The sequence below is a fragment of the Sphingomonas pokkalii genome, assembly GCF_003096275.1.
Lineage (GTDB): Bacteria > Pseudomonadota > Alphaproteobacteria > Sphingomonadales > Sphingomonadaceae > Sphingomonas > Sphingomonas pokkalii.
Genome location: NZ_QENQ01000001.1, coordinates 1,831,593 through 1,856,630 on the forward strand (window position 1 = coordinate 1,831,593; position 25,038 = coordinate 1,856,630).

A 25,038-nucleotide genomic window follows, 5' to 3' on the forward strand; every position below is an offset into this window, starting at 1 on the left:
CAGTAAACGCCACCGATATCGAGTGGAGCTGTAGTTTTTCACCTCGGCTCCAAGCGCGCGGATTGCCAACCAACGGCCAAGTTTCGAGCGCCAAGCAGCACCTGAACGAACGACCGCTTCCGCCGCGGTGAATGGCCAGGACGGGTCATCTCGCCAATAGCAAGAGGCCCGCTGTTGACCGGAAGCGAACCGATTAAGGCCCAGTACACGAACGGCGGCTGTTGTCAGAGACCGTCGTTTAGCAAGCTGTTTCGGAACGACCGCTTCGTCCCACACCCGGTCAATCGTTGCCTCATCGCTCCGGGGTCGGAGCAGCCTCATATGTCATCGGATCATCAAGCCAGCAGGTAACAGCAGACTCGCGCCAGCCGATACAGCGGGTGCTAATCTGCGTGCTAGCGGGGAAGGTGCCTGCTTCCATCTTCCGGTAAAGGGTAGAACGGGTGAGGCCTGTTAGAGCGAGGACGGCCTTGAGCCGGAGGATGCGGTCCGTGGCGTTGGAGTGCATTGCTATCACCTTGCATCGTTCGGGGGGTGGTGGAGGGTTTCGACACAAGATGGACCCGAACGGCTTGCCGGCAGAAGGGCTCGTCTGGGGCTGAAATGGCGCTGTTTGGTGCAGGCTGGTATGTACATCGACTGGGATCGCCGGTTGTGCGAGCGGTCCGTCTGCCCAAGGGTGTCACCGACGAGGTCGCAGCGCACCTGAGCCTGCATGGCACAAGTCAGAGACTTTGCGTCCTTGCCCTTCGTTCCCACTTTGTTCTAGCTAGCGCTCCGCTGCCGATGCGGCGATTCGATATCATTGGGAGCTTCGGCATGGAGCACGACCTCCAGTTGCGCGCTGCTGCGCGTGCGATCTACGACGCCTGCTATCCGAGCGAGGAATGGGCGCCGTTTGGCTTCGACGAGGCGGAGCGATTCAGGACCATCCACTATCGCCAGGCGGTCGGCGCGGCGCTGCAGGCGCGTCGGGCGCTGCACGATCGCGCGGTGCAGCTACTTCATCCGCACGACCAAGATGTACGACACGCTGATGCAGATGGGCCGCTGGTTTGGCTATCGACCGCGCTACGCAGATCTCTGCCGGCTCTATACTTCCCCTGTCTTGGTGCGCTGGTATCGCCATATCGCGACGGCTACGGCGGAGCTGCGCGAGGAATTCGATCTAGCCTTCAGCACCGGACAGACACCGCTCCAGTTCGGGCATCGGGTCCGTACTCATCCGGACGGACTCCTCATCACGGCGGCGAACAAGATGCGCGCCGGCACACGCGTGCGCGCCGGATTTTCGGGGACGATCTCCGAGACCGTGTCGTTCGAGGAAGGACAGGCCAAATCCAACTTTGACGCCTTCGAAGCATTCTTCCGGCGCCTTCCTGCGCAGAGCGGCAAGGGAAGGCAGGTTTGGGACGAGGTCGATGGCAGGGAAATCGTCACCCTGCTTCGGCAGGTCGAGACGTCCCGCGACTCGTGGAAGGCCAACAGCCGCGCGCTAGCCGAATATGTCGGGAACCGAGTTGCCGCGGGGAGGCTGAAGACGTGGACCGTGATCCTAGCCGGCAATGGCCGGTCGAAGGTCTCGCGTCTCATTGGCCCCTATGAGGTTACGCTGACCGACCGCGAACCCGACCGGCACGGCGGCGACGGCAGGATCACCATCGGGCGCCTGGTCAGTCCCGCCGACGAGGTGGCCGATCTCGACCGTACGGCGCAGGAACGGGCAATGCAGCACACGATCGATGCCTGGGAGAAGAAACCCGAGCCCAAAAAGGATCGTCCGAAGACAGCCAGCGGTCCGTTCATCCGCCGCCAGCGAAGCCACGATCGGGGTCTGCTCATCGTCTATCCGATCGACGCCGGACTCCCCGGCGATCTGCCGCTGATGGGCTTTGCCGTCAGCTTCCCGTTCGATGCCGGTGCGCCACTGCTCGACTATGCAGAGAACAGCGTGAAGCAGCTCGAGAGCATGTTCGAATGACGCCCGAGCGAATGATGGAAGCGTGGGAGAGTCTCGGGCAGGAAACCGCCCATCCTGCCGGAATCCAGCGCGTGCGGCTCGACACGGAAGCTGCAGCCGATCTGTTCGCCTGCGTCTTCTGGCCAGCCGGCCGCCCGGGCCTGCTGATCGAAGGCGATGGGGCCTATCGGCCGGCCGGTGACCGCATTCCGACGTGCCGCGGGGTGCGGACGGTCCACGAGGTTGTTGCGGGCCCGCCGGAGCGCACCGTCCTGCGCATAATCCTCGAGGACGACAGGCTGCTCGACATCTTCGCCGTACTATCCGCGGATCTGATTGCGACCGCGGCGAGCGAGTCGACAGTAGCTGCTGCCCTTCGGCGGCGCATCGATCGGATCTGCCTGTGGCAGGGCCTGTTCGAGCGCGTTCCAGTCGAAGGCCTGTCCGAGGAACGGCAGCGCGGGATGATCGGCGAACTGCTGATTCTCGAGGCGCTTCGGGCTATGCCGGCCTGCAGGACAAGGTCGACTTCCACACCTGGACACTGCTTAAGGGTGTGGCGCTATCGACCCTGCTCGGCGTGGGCTCGGAGCTTACGGTTTCCGGTGACAGCGATCTGGTTCGCGCGATCCGGCAGTCGACGCAGCAGAATGTCGCACGCGCGGGCGACCAGATCACCTCGCGTAATCTGAACATCCAGCCGACGCTCACAATTCGCCCCGGCACCAACGTGCTGCTCGTGGTCCACAAGGACCTGGTCCTCGCGCCCTGGCGCGGATAGGAGGCCGACATGCCTGATTTGAAACTGGCAAAGCTACCGGATCGAAAGCCCGTCAAGCTGGCGATCCTCATCACTCCCGACCTGCACCAGCGGCTGCAGGACTATGCTGCGCTATATGCCGACACTTATGGGCAGAAGGAGGAGATAACGGATCTAATCCCGGCCGTGCTGGCGTCCTTCCTCGATAGCGATCGGGGGTTCCTGCGGAGGCGTGGAGCCAGCCGGTGACATCCGGACCAAGCGGTGGAAGGCTGGTTGCTGGCCAGCTTGCGATTTTCGGCTCTGCCGGAAGCGGAGCCGATCTCGCGAGAGTGTCCGATCCCATAAGAACGTTTGTCGAAAGGAGCGGAGGGGCGCGTATGGACGCGCCCCTCCGCGTCGGCCGGCCTATGACTGCCAGCCTGGCGGGCTCCGTACGGGTTCGCCGTCATCCCCGCCACCGCCCTCGATCCGCCCCACCGTGCGGCGTCTCCGGCGGTCCCCGCGCTTATCGGGTCCGGGTCCCCATCATCCCGCTACTCCGCCGCCTCAGCTACGGGCGCGATCGTGTCGATTTCCCCGATCGTTTGGAGTTCCTTCAAGTATTCGGGCCGGTGCTGGGCGATCCACCGCACGATGCGGTCGTTCCCGAGCAGCGTGCGGACATAGGCACGCGCCACTGTAAGATGCAGCGTGTCGACGCCGTATCGATCTTCGACAGACTTGACCTGCATCTGGAGGCCGACAAGCTCTCGCTCCATTCGGGCCATCTGTTCGCTGGAAACCGACGCGGGCCGCTTTGCGGGAACGTGCACCAACTGATCTTCCGGTGTGGCCGCGAGCATTGCCTTGGCGAACACGACCGTGAAGTTCTGTTGTCCCGTCATGAGCTCCGCGGCCTCGATCTGCCGTATCGGGGACATGCGCCGCAGGACGTCGAAGACGGCTATCGGACAGGGCGCGTCTTTCAGGATGTCAATGACCTCGGTGCAGATCCCATTGAGCATCCGCGAGCGCCGATGGATCGATGCAACCTCGAGTCCAAGCGCTTCCGCGATCTTCGCTTCCGGTACGCCGCGCTCGATCGCGCGTCGGACCATGCGATGTTCCTGGATTGCCGCCAGACGATTTATTCGCTTGTTGTAGGTGTAGCTCTCATCATCCGTCGAGATGATGCAATCCACCTCGAGCACTCCAAGATCCCGCAGTGCTTCGATACGTAGATGACCGTCGAGCAGCAAGAACTGGCCGCTCTGGGTAGGGTTGGGAGCAACCACCGGCGCCTCGACAAGCCCGATCGCGCGGACCGAGCTCATAATCTGTGCGTACTTCTTGCTTTCCTTCACGCCTGGGCGGAGCGCTTTGAGCGGGATCAGGTCTGACAACAGGATCCGCTTGGTTTCGCCCTGGAAGGAAAGCTTGATCGGGTGGCGCGAGGTCATGAGAGGCTCTTTCCATATACACGTGCCGCCAACGCCCTAGGCATCGTGTCCAGTCCTTCAGCCCTCAGCAACGTCCCGAAGCTTTGCTCGCTGACGAGATCCTTCAGCGCTTCGATGACGAACAGCAGGCGCGCCTGGGTAAAATCCGACTTCTTGACCAGGACACGCTGCTTCTCCGCCTCCTGTTGATAGAGGCGCACCATTTCCGTCGCGGTGATACGCCGCCGTGCGGTGCGCCTTCCCAAGCCGCTGTCGGGAACGCCCCGGCGCTGTCGCAGTCGCTGATCGAGCATTCGGCGAACGGCGCTCAGCTTCTTGCCTTTCAGCTTGCCGCCTTCATAGGCTTCGAGCAGCAGGCCCTGGGCATCTTCGGACTGGGCCCGGGCTATGTCGATCGCCAGGCTCACCGGGATCAGACCGGTCTCCACGGCCGCCAACAGCCGCTCCTCCCCACGTTCCAGAAGCTGACCGATCATGTTCGCCCAGCTCGGCGTGCAACCGATCTTCTCCGCAATCTGCACATCGTTGTACCCGCGGCGACGCAAGGAGCCGATCTCGTGCATGATGTCGATCGGTCGATGCTGCCGTCGCGCAATGTTTTCGACCAGGCTCATGACCAGGCATTCGTCTTCTTCGGCGTCGATGACGACCGCCGGAATTTCCGACGCGCCGAGCATCCGCAGTGCTTCCAGTCGGCCTTCCCCGCAGATCAGATCGAACGTGTCGCCGTTGCCGGTCGGATTGCGCCGGACCGTCACGGGCCGCTTGAGGCCGATCGCGTCGATATTGTCGACGATCTCGCGATGCTGCCGCCGGTTGCGGACCCTTGGATTGAGCACGTTGATCCGATCGATCGGTATCGATGCGATGCGCTGCGCATGGCTGGGAACGGTCATGCCGCCACCGGAAGACGGATGCGCCTGGCGAGTTCATAAAGGGGGGCGAGCGTCTCAAAGCGATAGGCGTCGAGCGACAGCCCATTTTCCTCAGCAAGGCGCACGTCTGCACTGACCTTGTCGATGCGGGGGAAAAGATAAAAATCGAGAGGGCCTTCGTTGCGGGCGTCCATCCGGATCGCAACGGTGATGTCGGGTGCAACGCCCGTGTCGAAGCGGATATTCCACCGCAGCGACCCCGCCTGGGTTCGCCTGCAGCGCGCGATGAGGATCGAGACGGACATCTCGTTATGCACCGTAAGGAGCCCGTCGGCTGACACGCGGGACACTGGTGCTCCAACGGCTGCGAATCCATCGACGACTTCGTCGATGACCTGCGGGTGCATTCGCCTGAGGGCCTGGTTGATGGCGATGTAACGATAGTCGCGTCTCGGCCGATACCCGACCAGGCTATATGCTCTCAGCAGGCTTCCGAACCGCGAACGATAGCTGCTGCTGGACGGCAAACCGTCAGCTTCGTCGATGATCATCCCGGACAGCAGGTTCTCGGATTGGAACAGGCTTCGAAGGCCCTCCAGCATCTCTTCGTCGCTAAGCCGGAACGCACGTGCCCTGATGATCGCCTGTGCCGCCTCGAACAGATCCCTGTCGATCAAAGCCGGGAACGCATCTTCGGCGCGAATCCACATGGTTGGATCGTTGCGGACCCGCTTCTTCTTCAGCTTGAAGGAAACGCGGTTCCAGACATTGTTGCCGATGTACTTTTCATTGATGAGTATCTGGTGGACGGCGCCGCGGGTCCAGGGGCGGCCGAGATCCGTGACGAAGCCCCGCTCGTTCAGAGCCGCAGCGATATCGCGTTCGCCCTGTCGATCATGCACGAAGGCTCGGTAGATTTCGCGGATGATCGCGGATTCGTTATCCGGACCGGGGGCCAGCACCACGCGGTCGGTCTGGATGCTTTTCTGCTCGCCGCGCTCGAGCGCCCCCTTGATGGCGCCGGATTGGTCGACGAGCATCCGGCGCAGCCCGAAGCCTGCTGGGCCCCCTTGCCGAAAACCGAGTTCGATCAACCTGCACTGGCCGGCGAAAACTTTGGTCGATAGCTCCCTGCTGTACTCGCCCGCCATGGCTCGTTTGACGCCTTTTACTATCGTCGAGATTGGACTGCCGTCATTCTCGAACTGCTCGGCGCAATAGTGGACGGCGATCCCAGCGCGGCGGCAAATATACTCGTAATAGGCGCTCTCATCGGCATCCTGAAAACGGCCCCACCGGCTGACGTCGTAGACGAGTATTGCTTGGTAGTCTGCGACACCGGCGCTGACATCATCGATGAGGCGCTTAAGTGCGTCGCGACCATCGATGCGGAGACCGCTCTTGCCTTCGTCCGCATAGGTTCGAACGATGGAGAAGCCTCGAGCGGCGGCATAGTGGCGGATGGCCTCCGCTTGGTTTTCCGTGGAGTAGCGCTGATGGTCCGTCGACATCCGGACATACTCGGCAGCCCGCATACCGGTCGGTTCGTCTGAATGCTGGGTCTGCGGGACTAGCCAACTCTCCACGCACTGGACCTCACTGTTCGTCGTGCGGCGCGGTGCCTGACGATTCCCGGGTTGGTTGAACGCAGGACTGATCCCGCACGTGTGACGACATAGCGGGAAAGGAATGGAAAGGTGTTTCCGAAAACGGGCAGCAATTTACATTCCAGCAGCGACGAGGCCGATCTGGCGCTACTGATTTCGCGGGCGCTATTGGCAGAACTGGGTGCAAGCCACCGGGCAACGAAGACGGCGATGGGGTGGACAGGGGCAAGCGAGCGGACGGTCAAACACTGGCTGGCGGCGACCCACGTGCCACAGGGCAATCATCTTGTGTCGCTGGTACGGCACTCCGATCAGGTTCTCGGCGCCATTCTTGTGGCGGCGGGTCGAGGAGACTTGCGGATTTCGCTGGAGTTGAACTTGGTGCGGGTCAAGCTTCTGGAACTTGCCGCACTGCTTGAACGCGCTTGAAGACAGATGGGCCCCTTTCGATCAGGAAATCGAGAATCGACCGCGGATCATGCTTCAGGAAGTACTAAAATGGTTCGTCCGGCGAGGGTTCGTGTCCGGGTTTCGGACCGAAATTTTTGGTGGGCCACGAGTGGGCCACGGCATTTCGGAAATTCGAAGAGTGGCGGTTTTCTGCGATTTCTGGAGGTGGATGTGAGTCCGGTCAGGGCACCAGTGCATATTGAGAACATTGTGGAAATCTGCGGAAAGCTGCGATAAAATCGCGGTTGACAGTCCCGTGTTTTCTCATTTTGCTTACAGGACTCATATCTAACGCTGAAACCCGCAGAAAATCGTCAGTTCTTCCAGGGCCTGAGATCCGTGGCCCCTTCGTGGCCCACCAAAAAATCTGGTCCGAAGCCCGGACACGAACCCTCGCTCGATGAACCAATTTGGTACTTTTTAGACCCGAGTCGCGGCACTCTTACGGGTGGGTCTATCAACCATCTATTGCCCTCATTCCTGTTCAAGGAGGAGAAGCGCAAGGCGGAGTCGGTCGACCGCTGACCGCGCGGCACGGCGCTGGTTAGGTCGGGCCTTGCCGCGTTCCATAAGGATAAGGTTATCAGCCTCACATGCGCATCTAAGCGATCAAGGATGCCAGCAGAACGACTTCCCGCTTCGGCAACTGTCGCTAACGGGCATGGACGCAAGCTACCGTCTGGATCAGCTCTGAAATGGTCCGCGACGGCAACCCGAATGATCCGTTTGCAGATCTTTTGATGGAAGGATGATCCGTAGACATGTCATCTTCGAAAAGACGGTGGGTGGGCAGACGAACTCAGCATTCGAAAGCTTTCCGCCAGAGCAGTGTTCGGGGTAGAAGCGTTGAAGCCGAGCCATGTTCATATCATCGGTTCGCTCCGAGTCGTAGCTTCCAACGAGCCGCGCGCCTTGTGGGATGAGCAGGATGCGCCCGGTGGGACTGTCAAACACACTCGCTGTCACCTGTGCCGTGACCAGGCCGGGCAGATCGGACCGCAGACCGGACATCAGGCTCGCCGGGATCACACTGCCGGCGAACAGGAGATAGGGGGGCCGCGCGGCTTCCAGCCTGTGCGGATTGGTGTCAGCCAATGTGTTCCGCGTGGCCATGAACTGGGCCTTGCGGCTCTGCGCATTGGGATCGCTCCGGGTCGATTGCCAGCGTTGGCGCCTCCGTGGTCACGGGTGTCGGCGGAGCAGCGATCTCCGCTGACACCGGCGCCGATGGACTGCTCTGGTTCTGCACCAGCAGTCCCGATGCGCGTGCTGCCTTCAGCTCGGCAAGCTGCCGCTCGCGCTCCTGCGCCGCGGTCTGCGCCTCCGCCCGCCCCGGCCTGTCCGCGTCATTCACCTCCACTTCGGCCGCCATGCGGCGCTGGCGCTTAAGGATGGAGCGCAAATCGCGGTGTGCATTCGGGCGGGTCGCGCACTCATTCTGCGATGGTCGGACATTTTCGTCACGAGCACGCCCCAACCGGTCCCGGGTGCGCACGAGCCGGCGGCGGTCTGACGTCAGCCTCTCCGCGACGAGGCTCAAACAAGAATGGTCCCCCGACCATATATTTTATCTAGAACTTCGGCGGAGCAGGTGAAATGCTTCGCCTCAGGATCGAACCGTGGCGAACGCGCCAGTTGCTCTGCCCATTGGGCAGCGGCGCGCGCGCCCCAGGCGTCCGGAGGCAGCGCGATCGGTGTCCTCGCGGTACCGCTGAACCGTTCGGCGACAAAGTCATAGAAGCTACCGCCGGTGTTGCGAAACGCCGCACCGCTTTCCGTCCCGTAGAAGACGGCGGCAATCTCCGCGTCCGCGCCCGCATGCAGATTCCAGGAACAGGCAAGCCGCACATCGGTGCCGCCGGCACGAAAGGCCGCCAAGGCAAAATCCTCGACCTGTCCGGTCGCGACGGGCCCCCCGCTCGCACGAAGAGACGCTGTGACCCCTCCCACCTCGGGAAACCCCAAGGTCCAAAGCGCAAGGTCGACCAGATGCACGCCAAGGTCGATCACGCAACCACCACCAGACTGGGCTGGATCATAGAACCATGGCTTGTCCGGCCCGTATGCATTGTGGAAGACCAGATCGGCCGCGAAGACATGGCCAAGCGCCCCGCCCCGCACCAGCTCGAAGATTGCTCGCATCCCTTGGGTATGGCGATAGGAAAGGTCCACGCCGAGCAACCGATCTGCCGCGCGCGCGGCGGCGACCACCGCCCGCACTTCGGCGGCGGTGCGGCCCAGCGGCTTCTGGCAGAACACGGCGATGCCGGCTTCCAGCGCGCGGATGCTCTGCGTGGCATGCATTGCACTCGGCGTGGCGATGACGATGCCGTCCAGGCCAAGCGCCAGCATCGCCTCCAGCCCCTCGACCTGTTGTGCCCCAGGCGCGAGGGTGCGTGCCTGCGCCGCGCACGCAGCCGATGGATCGGCGAATACGACCGCCTCGATGGCACCGGCGGCGAGCATCGCTTCCATCCGGTGACAGCCGATCCAACCGGTGCCGAGGAACCCGACACGGGGCTTCATCGCAGCATCACCAGCGCCTTCACGAAATGCCCCGGCTTGTCCCGCGTCGCGGCCAGCGCCTCGCCCAGCTGTTCGAGCGTGTATCGATGGGTATAGAGCGGCGCCGGATCCAGCCGGCCGCCCGCGACCGCATCAACCGCCGCGCGCAACCCCTGCATCTGCACGGCGGGATCGCGCTCGTGCGCATTGATCACGTCGATGCCCTTCCAGTTCCAGTTCTGGAGATTGACCTGGCGTGGCCCGTCCTGATGATAGCCCGCGACGACCAGCCTGCCGCCAAATCCGATCAGTTCGCCCGCCAGGTCCAGCGGCCATTGCTTGCCGACCGCTTCGATGACGCGGTCGCACATCCCCTCGCCGGTCAGCGCCTTCACGGCATCGATGATCGCATGATGATCCTGCATCGGAATTGTCTCCGCCGCACCGTAACGACGGGCGAGATCGAGCGACTCCTGCCGCCGCGAAATCGCGATCACCCGCGCACCCGCATCGCTGGCGAGCCTCGTCAGTACCGCGCCGAGAAATCCGATACCGATAATCGCCACCGTCTGGCCGGGCCCGATATCGCTGCGTCGAAAGATGTTGAATGCACAGCCCAGGGGCTCGCCCGGAAAGGGCTCGCCGGAAAGGGCGTCGGGGAGCCGCACCACCATGTCGGCCCTCGCAACGTCGTAATCGGCGAAGCTGCGGAAGGAGAGCGATGCCACCCGATCGCCCGGCGACAGGCCTTCCACGCCGGCGCCTACCACGTCGATCTCCCCCCAGCCCTCATGGCCCAGGCCGCCGGGATCGCCCGGAAAACGGCTCCAGGCTTGTCCCTGCCAGGGTTCGACATTGGACGCACAGACGCCGCAGCCCTCCAGGCGGATGCGCACCTCGCCCGGGCCGGGCACCGGAAGCGTCGCGTTCTCGATCCGAACCGTCTCCGGTCCTTCAAGGATCGCGGCGCGCATCATGCGCCGGCTCCCTGCAACCAATGGACTTTGCCTGCTGTTATCGAACGATGATCGAACCACACCAGGGCATGGGGGCCACGCTCCGCCAGAACATCGACGATCTCACGTCGCGGCAACGCGAGGACGCGGAGCGCGCGACGTTCAGTGACAAGCTGGCGGATCGGATCACCCGATTCACGGGATCGATGATGTTCGTGGCCCTGCATCTGGTCCTCTTCGGCGTTTGGATTTCGGTAAATCTGGGGGTGCTCCCGGTGCTGCCGCGCTTCGACCCGACCTTCGTCGCGCTGGCGATGGTCGCGTCGGTGGAAGCGATCTTTCTTTCGACCTTCGTCCTGATCAGCCAGAACCGCATGGCCGCCATCGCGGATCGCCGCGCGGACTTGGACGTGCACATCAGCCTGCTTACCGAGCACGAGTTGACAAAGCTGGCCGGGCTCGTCGAACGGATCGCGGAAAAGCTGGAGGTCCGCCCGGACGATCCCGCCTTCGCCGAGATCCATGCCGATGTGCAGCCCGTGCAGGTGCTCGACGCGCTGGACGAGAGCCGCAAGGAAAAGGGGATCGACCGGTGACCCACCCTCATTTCCCCGCAATGAAGGCTTGCACCGCCGCATATGCCACGTCGTCCGGCATCTGCTCGGGCGGGTGCTTGCAGAACCATGCCGCCGCCGGGAGGATCGCCCCGGACAATCCGCGGTCCAGGGCGAGCTTGGCGCAGCGGATCATGTCGATCGCAACGCCCGCGCTGTTCGGACTGTCCTCCACCGACAGACGCAGTTCCAGGTTCATCGCCACCCCGCCGAACATCCGGCCTTCCATCCGCAGGAAGCAGATCTTGTTGTCGTTCTGCCAGGCGACATAGTCGCTGGGGCCGACATGGATGTTCTCATCCGCCAGCCGGGTTTCGGCGACAGACTGCACCGCTTCGGTCTTGGACTCCTTCTTGGAGGCCAGCCGCGCGCGATTGAGCATGTTCAGGAAATCGGTGTTGCCGCCGGTGTTGAGCTGGTAGGTCCGCTCGAGCGTGACGCCGCGCTTGCGGAACAGATCGGTCAGCACGCGGTGCACGATGGTGGCGCCGAGCTGCGCCTTGATGTCGTCCCCGATGATCGGCACGCCCGCCGACGCGAACCGTGTCGCCCAGGCAGGGTCGCTGGCGATGAATACGGGGATGTTATTGACGAACGCCACCCCGGCCTCCAGCGCGCATTCGGCGTAGAATTCGGTCGCCGCCTGGGATCCGACCGGAAGATAGTTCATCAGCACGTGGGCATGGGTATCGCGCAGTGCCCGGACGACGTCGTCCTTGCTCGGTTCCGCAGCGTCGGCGCGGAGGAAGGTGCGGTCTTCCGGATAATCGGCCATATGATCGGCGACGCCGTCCAGCACCCGGCCCATCCGCACCTTGGCGCCGGTGTGGCGCACCTCGTCGCAGAACATGGCGGTGCAGTTCGGCTTGGCAAAGATCGCCTCGGCGACGTCCTGGCCGACCTTGCGCGCGTCGACGTCCCAGGCCGCCACCACGCGAATGTCGCTCGGGGCATAGCCGCCCAGTTCGGGATGCATCAACCCTACCATGTCGTTGGCGCCGGCGCGATAATGCGCGATGCCCTGAACGAGCGAACTGGCGCAATTACCGACGCCGACCAGCGCGACATTGATGGCATGGCGGTCTGGGGCGAGCATCACGCGGACTTTCTTTCGGCGGCGAGACGCTCGTCGCGGTTGAACAGCAGGGGATTGAGCTCGGGCTGGGCTGCCGCCAGCGCCGCCGGGCCGGTCGACGGCGCGATCGTCGCGGTGCCGGCGTAGCGATCGATCATCCAGGCGCAGAAATCGGCAAAGGCCTGGGGATCGCGCGCCGGGCTGGTGTGGTGCGGCTCGATGCCGAGATGCGCGGGTGTGAAGCAGAAGGTGACGGTGACATCGAAGTCGGCCAGCGCCTCCATCTTACGATCGAACCAGTCGACGGCATTCTCGCGGAAGCTGTCGGCCCAGCTGAGCCCGGTGCGGATGCGCCGGGTGCCCAGCCGCTTCATCCACGCTACCGCCTCTTCCAGTCGGGGATCGTGGAAGTGAAACCACTGCATCAGCCCGATCTCGGCCGCGTGCTCCGCATAGACGTCGAGCGCAGGCTTCGCCGTGCCGTCCTCACGAATCAGGCCCAGATAGAAATGCCGGTAGTAGGAGGATCCCTCCGCCTCCCGGTGTCGGGTCTCGGCACCCCAGCTGGTCGGCAGGTCGAACAGCGAATACCAGAAGACGCGCTCGGCTCTGCCGCGCAGCAGTTCCGCCGTTCGGCGCAGGCCGAAGACTTGCACCGCTTCGTCACCAAAGGAGCTGACGCCCACCTCGGTCACCCAGATCGGCTTGTCGGTCACCGCCTGGATCTCCGCGATCTTGTCGGGCCAGGCGGCGAGCGGCCACAGGTTCCAGTCGAGCGGGAAGCCGTGCACCGCCACCACATCCACCGCCTCCAGCGCGCCATGCGCCTCCATCCGCCGCAGCCAATGCGGGTCGATCGGCGACATGCCGCCCAGCACGCGCGGCAGGCTGGGGTTCACCGCACGGATCGCGGTACCGGCTGCGATCACATGGGCGGCGAGCATCGACCAGTCCGGGTCGACCGTCGCATCCCAGTGCGACTTGTTGTTGGGCTCGTTCCAGAGCATCGCCGCCTCGATCATGCCGCCGGGCTCCGCAGGGGATAGACGGCGGTCGGGCCGTATTCGCCGAACGGCACGTCGGTGATGCGACACCAATAGACCTCCGGCTCCGGATTGGCCTCGATCGTGAAGCCGGCCGCGCGCAGCATCGCCTGGCTGGCTGCCGCGTTCGGCGCCCACCAGTTGGTCCAGTCGCCCGCAAATTGCCGCTCGATGAAATGCAGCTTGGGATAGCCAGGATCGTCGAAATACGCCGGCGGATCGAAGGTGCCGGGGATGTGGAAGGGATGGTCGTCCGGCACGGCCGCAAGCGCACCGGATCCCTGCTGCATCGTCTGAAAAAGCAGGTGCGCGCCAGCGACATGTTCGCGGATCAGGTCCAGCGCCAGCAGCGGATGGCGCAGATGGTAGAGCACCCCCATGAAAATCACGATGTCGAACCGGCGCCCCAGCGCCGCCACGTCGTACACGGAACATTGCTCGAACCGGACGTCTTCGAAGCCCAGCGCCTCGGCCGCGAACCGCGCCTGGGCGAGGTACCGGGCGTCGCTGTCGATGCCGAGCACCTCGCCCGCCCCGCGCCGCTTCATCTCGAACGCGTAGAAACCGGCGTTGCAGCCGATATCGAGTACCGAGCGTCCCTGAAGATCCGCAGGCAGCGCATCCGCGAACCGTGCGAACTTGAAGCCGGGATAATCGCCCAGAAAGTGATCAGGCGCGGTCTCCACCCCCTTGATGCGGAGGTTCTGGAACCAGGGGCCCAGCGCATCGACACACCGCCGCAGGTCGTCCGTCGGTTCGGTTCTTGACTTGGCGAGGTTCGTCATTCCGGTCCCCTGTTGAGCGTTAGCAGGCGCGCTCCCCAATTGCCGATCAGCAGCGTGCTGACCGATCCGGGGTCCACGTCGAAGGCAAGCAGGCGATCGAGCCCGAGGCCGATATACTGCGCGACCACGCCCCTGATGATGTCGCAGTGGCTGACGCAGAGCACGGTCCCGCCCGCACCCCGTCGCGCCAGCCCCTCGATATGGCCGACCGCCCGGGCGGTGGCTTCGGCCATGGTTTCCCCCTCCGGCGCACGAGCTGCACTCCGCTCCCGGTTCCACACCTGCCACTCGGGATCGTGGTCGAGGTCGGCGAAGCTGCGGCCGGTCCAGGCGCCGAACGCCACTTCGTCCAGCGCATCAACCACTTGGACGCGCAGCCCGATGCGGCCGCCGATGATTTCCGCCGTAGCGCGGGCGCGTTCCCGGGGGCTGCAATGGATCGCGGCAATCGGCTCCTCACGCGCGAACCGCGCCGCCAGCCACTCCGCCTGTGTCCGCCCCGCCGGGGATAGCGGCGATCGGGCACTGCGTCCGCTCAGCACGCGACCGAGCTCGTCGTGAGCGCCGTGGCGAATCAAATGCACTTTTGCAGTCATTGGAATGTTCGCAACCCACAGCATCAACTTAGATGCTGCAAAAACAACCCACCTTCAATAACAGTTCCAAATAACATAGATCATATTCAAATATTCCGAGATCCACATAAGGGCTTACATACATCAATATTGGGAACATGATGAAGAAGAAGCTGTTAGATCGATCACCAGAAAGTCTTGGTAGCGATTTACCGCGCCACAACAACTTACCCAGGTTAATCTCCAAGCGGGGAACGAGAAGACATGGTGGAAAAGGTGCTCGTAACGGGCGGCGCGGGATTCATCGGCTGCCAGGTCTCTGCCGAGCTCCTGCGAAGGGGACATCAGGTACGTGTCCTCGATTCCCTGCTGGAACAGGTGCACGGGGGGCGCGCGCGCCCCGAGGCGCTGGACGAGCAGGTCGAACTCGTCCGCGGCGATATCCGCGACGGCGATGCGGTCGCCCGCGCGCTGCAAGGTGTCGACAGTGTGATCCACCTTGCCGCCGAAGTCGGCGTCGGCCAGTCGATGTACGAAGTCGAGCGCTATACGTCCGCCAACGACGTCGGCACCGCCGTGCTGTTCGAGCGACTGATCGACGCCCCGGTGCGCCGGGTTGTCACCGCCTCGTCGATGAGCATCTATGGTGAGGGCCTGTATCGCGACGAAGACGGCAATACGGTCGAGAATGCCGAGCGTGGCATCGTCCGCGACGGCCAGCAGCAATGGAACCCGCTCGACGTCAAGGGCCGCCCCCTCTCGCCGGTCGCCACGCCCGAATGGAAGCGCCCCAGCCTCGCCTCGATCTACGCGCTGAACAAATATGTCCAGGAGCGCACCACCCACATCATGGGTGCACCTTATGGCATCGAGACCACGTGCCTGCGGCTGTTCAACGTCTATGGCCCTGGTCAGGCGCTTTCGAACCCGTACACCGGGGTACTCGCGATCTTCGCCTCGCGGCTACTCAACGGCCAGCGGCCGATGATCTTCGAAGATGGCGAGCAGCGCCGCGACTTCGTCCATGTCAGCGATGTCGCCCGCGCCTTTGCCGACGCGCTGACCCTGCCGCAAGCCGCCGGCAAGACCTTCAACATCGGTTCGGGCAAGGATCGCTCGGTCACGCAGGTCGCCGAGGCCCTTGCCCGCGCCATGGGTCGCAACGACGCCGCGCCGGAGATCGTCGGGAAGACCCGGGTCGGCGATATCCGCCACTGTTTTTGCGATACCAGCCTGGCGCGCGAGACGCTCGGCTTCGAGGCGCGGCAGGATTTCGAGGCAGGGCTCGCCGAGCTCGCCGACTGGGTACAACAGCAGACTGCGGAGGACCGGGTCGGCCAGGCACGCGCCGAACTGGAGAAGCGGGGTCTGGTCGCATGAACGACGTGGACCAGCGGCCGCTTCTGATCACCGGAGGCGCCGGCTTCATCGGATCGAACCTCGCCGATCGGCTGGCGCGACAGGGCGAGACGGTGGTGATCTACGACGCGCTGCGCCGCCCCGGCGTGGAGCGCAACCTCGCCTGGCTGCAAGGGCAGCATGGCGACCGCATCCGCCCGGTGATCGCGGATATCCGCGAGACGGCGAAGCTCGCCGAGGCGGTCCGTTCGGCCCGCGCGGTGTTCCACTTCGCGGCGCAGGTGGCGGTGACGACCAGTCTCGCCGATCCGACCGAAGATTTCGAGATCAACCTCGCCTCGACCTTCGCGCTGCTCGAAGCCGCCCGTGATTCGGCGCCCCCCCCGCCGGTGATCTTCGCTTCCACCAACAAGGTCTATGGCGACCTTGCCGATCTGCAATTCGCGCTGGACGACAAGGGGTATCGGCCCGTCGACCCGGGCGTGCGGGCGCACGGCATCGGCGAAGGGCGGCCGCTCGATTTCCACACCCCCTATGGCTGCTCCAAGGGCGCCGCCGACCAATATGTGCTCGATTATGCGCGCAGCTACGGCCTGCCCGCCACCGTGCTGCGGATGAGCTGTATCTATGGCCAGCGGCAGATGGGAACCGAAGATCAAGGCTGGGTCGCGCATTTCCTGATCCGCGCGATCGAGGGGGCGCCGATCACCCTTTATGGCGACGGACACCAGGTACGCGACATTCTCGACGTGTCCGATGCCGTCGATGCCTATATCGCCGCATGGCGACGGATCGGTCGGCTTTCGGGACAGGCGTTCAACCTCGGCGGGGGGCCGGACAACGCCGTCAGCCTCCGCACGCTGCTCGGGCATGTCGAGGCCATCACCGATCGTCCGCTCGATCTCCGATTCGACGACTGGCGCGCGGGCGACCAGCGCTATTTCGTCGCTGAGACCAGCAGGGCGCGGACGCTATTGGAACTGGGCACCCCGATCGGTTGGCGGGACGGCGTTACCGCCCTCGCGCGCTGGCTGGCCGAGCAACGCGGACTGCCCCTCGGTCGATCGATGCCGCGGGCGCCGCTGGCGGCAACCGCGCTGTGATCGCCCCGGCGCCGCTGCGACTGCTGCTCACCACCGACGCGGTCGGCGGCGTATGGCAGTACAGCATCGACCTTGCCGCCACGCTGGCCGAGCAGGGCGTGGACACGCTGCTGGTCCAGCTCGGGCCGCGGCCGAGCGATGCACAGCGGGCGGAGGCCCAGGCCATCGACCGCGTGACCCTCGTCGAAACCGGGCTGCCGCTCGATTGGCTGAGCGACGGGCCCGGCCCGGTGCGTGCCGCCGGCGTGGAGATCGGCCGACTGGCGCGGCTGCATGGGGCCGATCTTGTACAGTGCAACATGCCCACGCTCGCCGCGACGGCGGCGCCGGGCGTGCCGGTGTTGGCGGTCACACATGGCTGCGTTTCCACCTGGTGGCAGCATGCCCGGCCCGGCGTGCCGCTGGATTCCGGTTTCACCTGGCATCGCGCGCTGACCGAAGAGGGGCTGCGCGCCGCCGACCGGGTGATCGCGCCGTCGGCCGAGTATGCCAAGGTCGTGCATCGCCAGTACGGGCTGCCGACAGTGCCGAGCGTGGTGCACAACGGCCGAACGCCGCTGGTGACGCCGCGGCGCGAACCGGTGCAGGACTGCGTGCTCACGGTCGGACGGCTGTGGGACCCGGTGAAGGGTGCCGATCTGCTCGACAGGGTTGCAGGAGAACTCTCGGTCCCGTTTCACGCCGCCGGCGCCACGACCGGACCGCATGGCGAGACGGCACGATTGCACCATCTGCACCTGCTCGGCCAGCTCGACAGCGCGGCACTCGCGCGGCGGCTTGCGGCACGCCCGGTGTTCGTCTCCGCTGCGTGCTTCGAACCGTTCGGCCTTGCGGTACTGGAGGCGGCTACCGCCGGTTGCGCCCTGGTGCTGGCCGACATTCCGGTGTTTCGCGAACTGTGGGACGGCGTCGCCCTGTTCGTGCCGCCGCGTGACCCGGCCGGATATTACGGCGCGATCGAACGGCTGATCGGCGATCTCGCGCTGCGCTGCCGCCTGGGGGATGCCGCTGCTGCGCAGGCGGGCCGCTACACGCCCGCCCGCATGGCCGACGCCATGCTCTCCCTCTATCGCCAGCGCCTCGCCGAGCGCGCGCCCGCCGGAAAGGTCGCGGCATGAAGATCGTCTATTTCACCCATTCGCTCGCGTCGTGCTGGAACCATGGCAACGCGCATTTCCTGCGCGGCGTACTCAGCGAACTGATCGCCCGCGGCCATGACGTGATAGTCTGGGAACCGGAGGACGCCTGGAGCCTGAACAACCTGCTCGCCGATCATGGCCAGCCAGGCCTGGCGGCCTATCGCGAGGCCTATCCCGAGCTGAAGTCCCGCACCTACACTCCCATGTGCACACCCGCAGAGATGATCGGGGACGCGGACCTCGTGATCGTCCATGAGTGGAATGATCCCAGGCTGGTTTCCCGCATCGGCCATGCCCGCGCGATGGGCGGCAATTTCACCCTGTTCTTTCACGACACCCACCACCGCGCGGTCAGCGAGCCCACGGCAATGCGGGCCTATGACCTGAACGATTATGACGGCGTACTAGCCTTTGGCGAGACGCTAGCCGAGGTGTATCGCGGCTGGGGCTGGGGCGATCGCGTCTGGGTGTGGCACGAGGCCGCCGATCTCCGACGCTTCCGGCCGCCAACGCAGGAGAGCGAACGCCAAGGCCTGGTCTGGATCGGCAATTGGGGCGATGGCGAACGGACCGAGGAGCTGGAGCGCTTCCTGTTCGAGCCGGCCGCCGGGGCGGGCCTGCCGCTCGACATCTACGGTGTCCGCTATCCCGACGACGCCAGGGCAATGCTCGCCCGGCACGGCGCGCAGTACCATGGCTGGGCACCGAATGCCCGCGCGCCCGAGATCTTTGCGCACCATCTCGCCACCGTTCATGTGCCGCGGCGCTATTATGCGACGATCCTGCCGGGCATCCCGACCATCCGCGTATTCGAGGCGCTCGCCTGCGGCATCCCGCTGGTCTCCGCCCCCTGGAACGATGCCGAAGGGCTGTTCCGGCCGGGCGCCGATTACCTGGTTGCCAGCGATGGTGCCGAGATGACCCGCCACCTCGTCGCACTCCGCGACGATGCCGGTCTCCGCGCCTCGCTGGTCGCCAACGGTCTCGAGACGATCCGCACCCGCCACAGCTGCGCGCACCGCGTCGACGAACTGCTCGCCATCGTCGCCCGGCTAGCGCCCCACAAACCCATCGAGGAAGCCGCATGAAGATCGCATTCTACGGATCCAGCCTGCTCTCTTCCTACTGGAACGGCGCCGCGACCTATTATCGCGGCATCCTGAAGGCACTGGCTGCACGCGGCCATGACATCCGCTTCTACGAACCTGACGCCTTCGACCGCCAGCAGCACCGGGACATTGATCCACCGGCCTGGGCCAAGGTCGTCGTCTATCCTGCCACGGACGAGGGCCTTCGCAGCGTCCTCGCCGAGGCGCACCATGCGGATGTGGTGGTGAAGGCAAGCGGCGTCGGCATCTTCGATCGCGAGCTTATCGAGGCGCTGCGCACCGCCCCGCGCGCCGATGCGCTGCGCATCTTCTGGGACGTCGATGCCGCAGCGACACTCGACGAAATGCGCAGCGATCCGGCCCATCCAGTGCGCGCCATGCTTCCCGAAATAGACCTGGTCCTCACCTATGGCGGCGGCCCGCCTGTGATCGATGCCTATGCGGCGATGGGCGCGCGGGAATGCATCCCGGTGTACAACGCGCTCGATCCCGAAACGCACCACCCGGCCCCTGCTGATCCGCGCTTCGCCGCCGATCTGGCGCTGCTCGCCAACCGCCTGCCCGATCGCGAGGCGCGGATCGAGGAGTTCTTCCTCCGTGCCGCCGCGCTCGCTCCCCGCCGCAACTTCCTGCTCGGCGGCAATGGCTGGCATGACATGGCAATGCCGCCGAACGTCCGCGCGATCGGCCATGTCGGAACCGCCGATCACAACGCCTTCAACAGCGCGCCCCGGGCGGTACTGAACGTCGCCCGCGATTCGATGGCGGCCATCGGCTTCTCCCCCGCCACCCGCGTGTTCGAGGCGGCGGGCGCGGCGGCCTGCCTGATCACCGATGCATGGGAAGGCATCGAACTGTTCCTGAGGCCCCAGGAAGTGCTCATCGCCCGCGACGGGCAGGACGTTGCCGAGCATCTCGCCACCCTGACCCCCGAACGCGCCCGCACGATCGGCGCCGCGGCGAGGGTTCGCGTGCTGGCGGAGCACAGCTACGACCTGCGGGGCGCGCAGGTCGATGCAATCCTCAAGTCGCGCCGAGCTCGCGAAAGGAAGGCCGCATGAAGCTGGTCGTCCTCGGCCTCAGCCTCGGCTCCTCCTGGGGCAACGGCCATGCCACCACCTTCCGGGCGTTGCTCCGCGCCTTTGCCGCGCGGGGCCATGAGGTGCTCTTCCTCGAACGCGAAGTGCCCTGGTATGCGGGTCCGCATCGCGACCTGGTCGATCCCGATTTCTGTCGGCTCGAATATTACCGCACGCTCGCCGATCTCGACGGCTGGCGCGCGCAGATCGCGCAGGCCGATGCCGTGATGGTCGGATCCTATGTGCCCGACGGCGTCGAGATCGGAACCTTCGTCCAGAAAATCGCCAAGGGCGCCACCGCCTTTTACGATATCGACACGCCGGTCACCCTCGCCAAGCTCGCCCGCGGCGACTTCGAGTATCTCACGCCCGCGCTGATCCCCGGCTATGACGTGTATCTGAGCTTCACCGGCGGCCCGACACTGGATCGGATCGAGCGCGTGTTCGGCAGCACGGCCGCGCGCGCTCTTTACTGTTCCGTCGACACCGAGGCCTACCGCCCGCTGCAGGTGCCGAAGCGCTGGGATCTCACCTATCTCGGCACCTATAGCCCCGATCGTCAGCCGACGCTGGAGAGGCTGCTGCTGGAACCCGCCCGCCGCCGCCCGGATTTGCGGTTCGCGGTGGCGGGCCCGCAATATCCGGACGAGATCGACTGGCCGGCCAATGTCGAACGGATCGCACATTTGCCGCCGGCCGAACATCCGGGCTTTTATTCCGCCTCGCGCATGACGCTGAACGTCACCCGCGCTGACATGATCGCGGCAGGCTGGTCTCCGTCGGTGCGGCTGTTCGAGGCGGCGGCGTGCGGCACGCCGATCCTCTCGGACCGCTGGGAAGGCATTGAAAGCCTGTTCGTACCCGACGACGAGATCCTGCTTGCCGACACGACCGCGGACGCCCTCGCAGCCCTGGATGGCGACGTCGAGGCGATCGGCAAAGCCGCGCGCCGCCGCCTGCTCGAACGCCACGACGCCACCCACCGCGCGGCGGAACTGGAAGCGCATCTCGACGAAGCGAGGGCGCGCCGCCGCAACACGCGTCCAGAGAGGAATGCCCCGATGACGACGAAACAAGAAAAGTCCCTGATCCTGGTCGCCGGAGGCGCCGGCTTCATCGGTTCGCACCTCTGCTCGGCGCTGCTCGATCGGGGCGAACAGGTGGTGTGTCTCGACAGCCTGCAAACGTCGAACCTGTCCAATCTGTGTGCGCTGGAAGACCGGCCCGGCTTCGAGTTCGTGCGCGGCGACATCGTCGATGCGCTGCCGGCAAGCATTCTGGAACGCGCCCACCGCTTCAAGCAGATCTACAATCTCGCCTGCGCGGCCTCGCCGCCGCAATATCAGGTGGATCCGGAGCATACGATGCTCACCAACGTGGTGGGTACCGATCGCCTGCTGCGCCTGGCCTCCGCAGCTGGTGCGCGGTTCCTGCTCACCTCGACCTCGGAGGTCTATGGCGATCCGGAAGCGCATCCCCAGCGCGAGGAATATCGCGGCTGGGTAAGCTGCACAGGGCCCCGCGCCTGTTACGACGAGGGAAAACGCGCAGCGGAAGCACTGACCTATGATTTCTGCCGCACAGGCCGGACCGAGGTGCGGGTTGCGCGCATCTTCAACACCTATGGGCCGCACATGCACGTCGATGACGGGCGGGTCGTATCGAACCTGATCGTCCAGGCGCTGTCCGGCAGGCCGCTGACCCTGTACGGCGATGGCAGCCAGACCCGCAGCTTCTGCTATGTCTCCGATCTGGTGCGGGGCCTGATCTTGCTGATGAACAGCGACGTGACCGGCCTCGAACCCGTCAATCTTGGAAATCCGCACGAGATCACGGTTGGCGAGCTGGCGGAACACATCGCGGCAATGGCAGGCACCCCGCGGGCGGTGGAGTATCGCCCACTGCCGACGGATGATCCGCGGCGGCGCCGGCCCGACATCGCGCGCGCGCGGGAGCTTCTCGCTTGGGAACCGAAGATACCGCTCGCGATCGGCCTGCAGAGGACGTTCGACTGGTTCGCAGCAACCGTCAAAGGGCCTGGCTTTGGATCGGAGTTGGTGAGGGTAGCGGCCGAGTGACGCCGTGTGCCGACGCCTCTTCCGCCATGGCGGGCAAGGGCGGAGGGGCGTCCTGTTGTCAAAGCAGCGACGCGCGCGGCGGCGTCTGCGATGTTCCGCAGAGGCTGTTGATCGGACATCGAGCTGCGCATTGCGAGCCGCTACCCGCCCGCCGGCCGCCCTATGCCTCTCTCGTCAGCAGGTCATGCCGAGTGAAGCGGCCTTCAATCGTCCTTTCGATCCCCTTTCAGCGGCAAGACGGTCCCACGCATCACCGGTGACTCGGCACACCATGCTGCTGGGGCACGCGGATCTTCTTGAAGATCCAGCACATCGGAGGGATGCCCGGCGCTGGATCGCTCGAGATGCAGTTCGGCGAGCGCACAATGCGCCTGCACCGCCTCCGGGCAAAGAGACCGCTGCGCGGCGTTGAGTTCGGCAACCGCGCGGGCATAATGATAATCATCGATATCGCGCATGATCGTCTCCGCTTGTCTTGACGACGAGCTTGCCTGATGGTGTCTACGTGCGCGCTTACCTTGTATAGGCCGTGCGACGAACCGTTCAGGCAGTCACGCGAGCGGGCGTTCGGCCAAGTCGGTGTGAAAGCGCAGCCGGGTCTAGAAGCGTCACCAAGCTGCCGCGCCATTCCAGGTCCCCGTCTCGTCGCGCCTGCTGGAGCATGCGGTTGATGTGGACGGGCGTCAGGCCGAGCGCGTCGGCCAGCATCTCCTGCGTCAGCGGTACCTCGAAACTGTCGCCCTGAACCAAGTCGGCAAGCGCCAACCGTTCGTGGATTTCCAGCATCAGATCGCAGATGCGATCGAGTGCATTGAGCCGCCCCAGCCTCGTGATCTGGGCAAGGAGATAGGCCTCCTCCAAGGCATTGCTTGCCGCATATGCCTGCCGAAGTTCGGGCAGGTCCACGTCGGGCACGGTGGCTACCTTGGCGTCGGTCAGGGTCTGCACCGTGGACACCGCCAGCGGCCGGTCATGCCGGCACAAGCCGATCAGGTCGCCCGGAAGCAGAAAGCTCAGGAACTGGCGACGGCCGTCCGCCAGGATTCGAACGCGCGCAGCCCATCCGCTGACAAGCAGCATCGGCTCTGGCACCGCTCGCCCTTCGATCAGCAGTTCACGCCGCATCGGCACGCGCCGCGGCTCCCGCACCGCAAGGGCGATCAGGTCACGCGCGGCATCCCCGAGCGGCGCGATGCGGGACAGGCGATGGAGAGCCGGCGAATCGAAGGTGGACACAGGCTTCGCGAACATCATGGACACAAGGCATCTCCCAAGAGCGCGCGGAGGTGCGCCGTTAGCGTACGAAGCTGGATGGGCTTGGTAAGTCGGGGAACGTCCCGAAACTGCTCGGGCAAGGCCCAGGTGTCGTAGCCGGTCAACAGCAGATAGGGCACGCTACGCCGCGTTAACGATTCGGCGATAGCATAGGAAAATCCGCCTTCCAGATGGACGTCGAGCACCGCGGCATCGAGGTGCTCGCCATCGGCCAGTGCCAATCCCTGATCAAGTTGCGGCACGGGGCCGACGACTTGGGCACCGGCATCGGTGATCGCCCGCGCCACGTCCATTGCGATGAAGTACTCGTCCTCCACGACCAGAACACGCAGACCCGAAAGCGTATCATCCATGATAAAGGTGCTTTCCATCGCGCGCCGGATCATGCCGGGTTGCCCGGCAACGGCAGGGAAATCGTACAGCGCGCACCCCCGCCGGTGAAGACAAGCTCCGTCTCTGCGCCCAGCCGATATGGAAGGCCTTCACGAATGAATTCACTTCCAAATCCCTGATGGCCAGGAAGAACTCCTACCATGGGAACGCCCTGCTCCATCCACTTAAAGAGCAAATGCGGCTCGGAACCATATCGCAGGTTAATCGACCAACGAATTTCTATGCGGGCGGCCGGAAACTTGAAAGCACCATATTTGATGGCATTGGTGATCAGCTCATGCAGCGCGAGGCCAATGATTTCCGCGCTCCTGGAATCAAGCGCCACATCGGGACCGTCCAAGAGGACCCGCGGGTCGCTACCGAAGCCGGCGGCGAGCAACTCCTCGCGCAACAGATTTTCCAGGTCGAGCGTCGCGCCTGGGTTGCGTGTCGCGATCACATGCGTACGGGCCAAGGCGTCCAGGCGACCCTTGAAGTGCAGCGCGATGTCCTCGATCGGCCCGCCGGCCTCGACGGTTCTCGCGAAGATCGATCGCACGACGGCGAGGAGGTTGCGCACGCGGTGCTGCAACTCGCCGATCAGCATGCTCCGAGATGCCGCCGCATGGTGGCGTTCGGTGACGTCGATCATCGCGCCGATCAAGCGGATCGGCCTTCGCGCGCGATCATAAGAAAGGCTGCCGTGCCCCAGAATCCGGAGGATAGTGCCGTCGGGACGCACGATGCGATACTCGTGTCGATACGTGCCGTCGCCGGTCAACGCGGAGCGAACCACCGCTTCGGTTCGGACGCGATCCTCCGGATGGAGGCGATCCGCCCATGCCCCGTAACTGGGCTCCACCGCACCGATCGTATA

Annotated in this window: 26 protein-coding genes and 2 pseudogenes; 12 read left to right on the plus strand and 16 right to left on the minus strand. The window is 64.7% G+C overall.

The features are described from left to right. Window positions 1-292: 292 nt before the first annotated feature. Entirely contained in the window at window positions 293-508 is a 216-nt protein-coding gene (locus tag DD559_RS08255) for a helix-turn-helix transcriptional regulator (protein ID WP_116468752.1), read from the minus strand. A 513-nt stretch (window positions 509-1,021) separates the two neighbouring features. Between DD559_RS08255 and DD559_RS08260 the strand changes: the two genes are divergently transcribed. From DD559_RS08260 to DD559_RS08275, 4 genes and pseudogenes are all read left to right on the plus strand, one after another. Further along, a complete protein-coding gene (locus tag DD559_RS08260) occupies window positions 1,022-1,981 on the plus strand; it encodes a Z1 domain-containing protein (protein WP_116468753.1) in 960 nt (319 codons plus the stop codon). A gap of 14 nt (window positions 1,982-1,995) precedes the next feature. Continuing rightward, window positions 1,996-2,397, plus strand: a pseudogene (locus DD559_RS20370) (PD-(D/E)XK motif protein); the annotation flags it as partial. A 59-nt stretch (window positions 2,398-2,456) separates the two neighbouring features. Beyond that, a pseudogene (locus DD559_RS08270) lies at window positions 2,457-2,741 on the plus strand (TraB/TrbI/VirB10 family type IV secretion system protein); the annotation flags it as partial. A 9-nt stretch (window positions 2,742-2,750) separates the two neighbouring features. Further along, a complete protein-coding gene (locus tag DD559_RS08275) occupies window positions 2,751-2,969 on the plus strand; it encodes a DUF2274 domain-containing protein (RefSeq protein ID WP_116468755.1) in 219 nt (72 codons plus the stop codon). Between the two features lie 287 nt (window positions 2,970-3,256). Here the strand turns inward: DD559_RS08275 and DD559_RS08280 are convergent, their stop codons facing one another. The 3 genes from DD559_RS08280 to DD559_RS08290 are packed head-to-tail and all read right to left on the minus strand — an operon-like array spanning window position 3,257 to window position 6,548. Further along, the gene (locus DD559_RS08280; RefSeq protein ID WP_116468756.1) at window positions 3,257-4,162 is read right to left on the minus strand and encodes a plasmid partitioning protein RepB C-terminal domain-containing protein; all 906 of its coding nucleotides are present in this window, start codon (window positions 4,160-4,162) and stop codon (window positions 3,257-3,259) included. After that, window positions 4,159-5,058: a plasmid partitioning protein RepB C-terminal domain-containing protein gene (locus DD559_RS08285; RefSeq protein WP_116468757.1), complete on the minus strand. Its 900-nt coding sequence runs from the start codon at window positions 5,056-5,058 to the stop codon at window positions 4,159-4,161. Before DD559_RS08285 ends, DD559_RS08280 begins: the two co-directional genes overlap by 4 nt. Further along, window positions 5,055-6,548 carry a recombinase family protein gene (locus DD559_RS08290; protein WP_116470803.1) on the minus strand — a complete coding sequence of 498 codons (1,494 nt, stop codon included), beginning with the start codon at window positions 6,546-6,548 and terminating at the stop codon, window positions 5,055-5,057. Before DD559_RS08290 ends, DD559_RS08285 begins: the two co-directional genes overlap by 4 nt. A gap of 186 nt (window positions 6,549-6,734) precedes the next feature. On the opposite strand from DD559_RS08290, the gene DD559_RS08295 reads away from it, so the two are divergent. Beyond that, the gene (locus DD559_RS08295; RefSeq protein ID WP_206364479.1) at window positions 6,735-7,073 is read left to right on the plus strand and encodes a hypothetical protein; all 339 of its coding nucleotides are present in this window, start codon (window positions 6,735-6,737) and stop codon (window positions 7,071-7,073) included. A 705-nt stretch (window positions 7,074-7,778) separates the two neighbouring features. Here DD559_RS08295 and DD559_RS08300 read toward each other — a convergent pair. From DD559_RS08300 to DD559_RS08315, 4 genes are all read right to left on the minus strand, one after another. After that, window positions 7,779-8,189 carry a TrbI/VirB10 family protein gene (locus DD559_RS08300; RefSeq protein WP_240610173.1) on the minus strand — a complete coding sequence of 137 codons (411 nt, stop codon included), beginning with the start codon at window positions 8,187-8,189 and terminating at the stop codon, window positions 7,779-7,781. Beyond that, window positions 8,182-8,496: a hypothetical protein gene (locus DD559_RS08305; RefSeq protein WP_165831056.1), complete on the minus strand. Its 315-nt coding sequence runs from the start codon at window positions 8,494-8,496 to the stop codon at window positions 8,182-8,184. The genes DD559_RS08300 and DD559_RS08305 overlap by 8 nt, the downstream gene beginning before the upstream one ends. 134 nt (window positions 8,497-8,630) lie before the next feature. Further along, entirely contained in the window at window positions 8,631-9,620 is a 990-nt protein-coding gene (locus DD559_RS08310; RefSeq protein ID WP_116468760.1) for a Gfo/Idh/MocA family protein, read from the minus strand. Further along, the gene (locus tag DD559_RS08315) at window positions 9,617-10,576 is read right to left on the minus strand and encodes an MDR/zinc-dependent alcohol dehydrogenase-like family protein (RefSeq protein WP_116468761.1); all 960 of its coding nucleotides are present in this window, start codon (window positions 10,574-10,576) and stop codon (window positions 9,617-9,619) included. The genes DD559_RS08310 and DD559_RS08315 overlap by 4 nt, the downstream gene beginning before the upstream one ends. A 47-nt stretch (window positions 10,577-10,623) precedes the next feature. Between DD559_RS08315 and DD559_RS08320 the strand changes: the two genes are divergently transcribed. Continuing rightward, window positions 10,624-11,151, plus strand: a complete 528-nt coding sequence (locus DD559_RS08320) for a DUF1003 domain-containing protein (protein ID WP_116470804.1) — start codon at window positions 10,624-10,626, stop codon at window positions 11,149-11,151. 7 nt (window positions 11,152-11,158) lie between these two features. Here DD559_RS08320 and DD559_RS08325 read toward each other — a convergent pair whose 3' ends face one another. From DD559_RS08325 to DD559_RS08340, 4 genes are read right to left on the minus strand one after another with little or no spacing between them, the layout of a single operon-like run. Next, window positions 11,159-12,265: an inositol-3-phosphate synthase gene (locus DD559_RS08325; protein WP_116468762.1), complete on the minus strand. Its 1,107-nt coding sequence runs from the start codon at window positions 12,263-12,265 to the stop codon at window positions 11,159-11,161. Beyond that, window positions 12,265-13,266, minus strand: coding sequence for a glycosyl hydrolase (locus DD559_RS08330; protein ID WP_116468763.1), 1,002 nt, complete (start codon window positions 13,264-13,266; stop codon window positions 12,265-12,267). The genes DD559_RS08325 and DD559_RS08330 overlap by 1 nt, the downstream gene beginning before the upstream one ends. Then, window positions 13,263-14,072 carry a TIGR04290 family methyltransferase gene (locus tag DD559_RS08335; RefSeq protein ID WP_116468764.1) on the minus strand — a complete coding sequence of 270 codons (810 nt, stop codon included), beginning with the start codon at window positions 14,070-14,072 and terminating at the stop codon, window positions 13,263-13,265. The genes DD559_RS08330 and DD559_RS08335 overlap by 4 nt, the downstream gene beginning before the upstream one ends. Next, on the minus strand, window positions 14,069-14,668 hold the full coding sequence (locus DD559_RS08340; RefSeq protein ID WP_116468765.1) for a histidine phosphatase family protein: 600 nt from the start codon (window positions 14,666-14,668) through the stop codon (window positions 14,069-14,071). The genes DD559_RS08335 and DD559_RS08340 overlap by 4 nt, the downstream gene beginning before the upstream one ends. A 246-nt stretch (window positions 14,669-14,914) precedes the next feature. Between DD559_RS08340 and DD559_RS08345 the strand changes: the two genes are divergently transcribed. From DD559_RS08345 to DD559_RS20375, 6 genes are read left to right on the plus strand one after another with little or no spacing between them, the layout of a single operon-like run. After that, the gene (locus tag DD559_RS08345; protein WP_116470805.1) at window positions 14,915-16,027 is read left to right on the plus strand and encodes an NAD-dependent epimerase/dehydratase family protein; all 1,113 of its coding nucleotides are present in this window, start codon (window positions 14,915-14,917) and stop codon (window positions 16,025-16,027) included. After that, window positions 16,024-17,109 carry an NAD-dependent epimerase/dehydratase family protein gene (locus DD559_RS08350; protein ID WP_116468766.1) on the plus strand — a complete coding sequence of 362 codons (1,086 nt, stop codon included), beginning with the start codon at window positions 16,024-16,026 and terminating at the stop codon, window positions 17,107-17,109. The genes DD559_RS08345 and DD559_RS08350 overlap by 4 nt, the downstream gene beginning before the upstream one ends. Beyond that, on the plus strand, window positions 17,106-18,227 hold the full coding sequence (locus DD559_RS08355; protein WP_240610175.1) for a glycosyltransferase family 4 protein: 1,122 nt from the start codon (window positions 17,106-17,108) through the stop codon (window positions 18,225-18,227). Before DD559_RS08350 ends, DD559_RS08355 begins: the two co-directional genes overlap by 4 nt. Beyond that, window positions 18,224-19,336: a CgeB family protein gene (locus DD559_RS08360; protein WP_116468767.1), complete on the plus strand. Its 1,113-nt coding sequence runs from the start codon at window positions 18,224-18,226 to the stop codon at window positions 19,334-19,336. Before DD559_RS08355 ends, DD559_RS08360 begins: the two co-directional genes overlap by 4 nt. Next, window positions 19,333-20,418: a CgeB family protein gene (locus DD559_RS08365; RefSeq protein WP_116468768.1), complete on the plus strand. Its 1,086-nt coding sequence runs from the start codon at window positions 19,333-19,335 to the stop codon at window positions 20,416-20,418. Before DD559_RS08360 ends, DD559_RS08365 begins: the two co-directional genes overlap by 4 nt. Continuing rightward, entirely contained in the window at window positions 20,415-22,514 is a 2,100-nt protein-coding gene (locus DD559_RS20375; RefSeq protein ID WP_116468769.1) for a bifunctional glycosyltransferase/UDP-glucuronate decarboxylase, read from the plus strand. The genes DD559_RS08365 and DD559_RS20375 overlap by 4 nt, the downstream gene beginning before the upstream one ends. A gap of 203 nt (window positions 22,515-22,717) precedes the next feature. Here the strand turns inward: DD559_RS20375 and DD559_RS08375 are convergent, their stop codons facing one another. From DD559_RS08375 to DD559_RS08390, 4 genes are all read right to left on the minus strand, one after another. Further along, window positions 22,718-22,972, minus strand: a complete 255-nt coding sequence (locus DD559_RS08375; RefSeq protein ID WP_116468770.1) for a hypothetical protein — start codon at window positions 22,970-22,972, stop codon at window positions 22,718-22,720. Window positions 22,973-23,057: 85 nt separating this feature from the next. After that, complete coding sequence (locus tag DD559_RS08380) at window positions 23,058-23,768, minus strand: Crp/Fnr family transcriptional regulator (protein ID WP_116468771.1); 711 nt, start codon at window positions 23,766-23,768, stop codon at window positions 23,058-23,060. Further along, window positions 23,765-24,175, minus strand: coding sequence for a response regulator (locus DD559_RS08385; RefSeq protein ID WP_206364480.1), 411 nt, complete (start codon window positions 24,173-24,175; stop codon window positions 23,765-23,767). The genes DD559_RS08380 and DD559_RS08385 overlap by 4 nt, the downstream gene beginning before the upstream one ends. Continuing rightward, window positions 24,172-25,038, minus strand: an 867-nt coding sequence (locus DD559_RS08390) for a sensor histidine kinase (RefSeq protein ID WP_116468772.1), incomplete at its 5' end; no start/stop codon positions are given. The genes DD559_RS08385 and DD559_RS08390, both read right to left, overlap by 4 nt.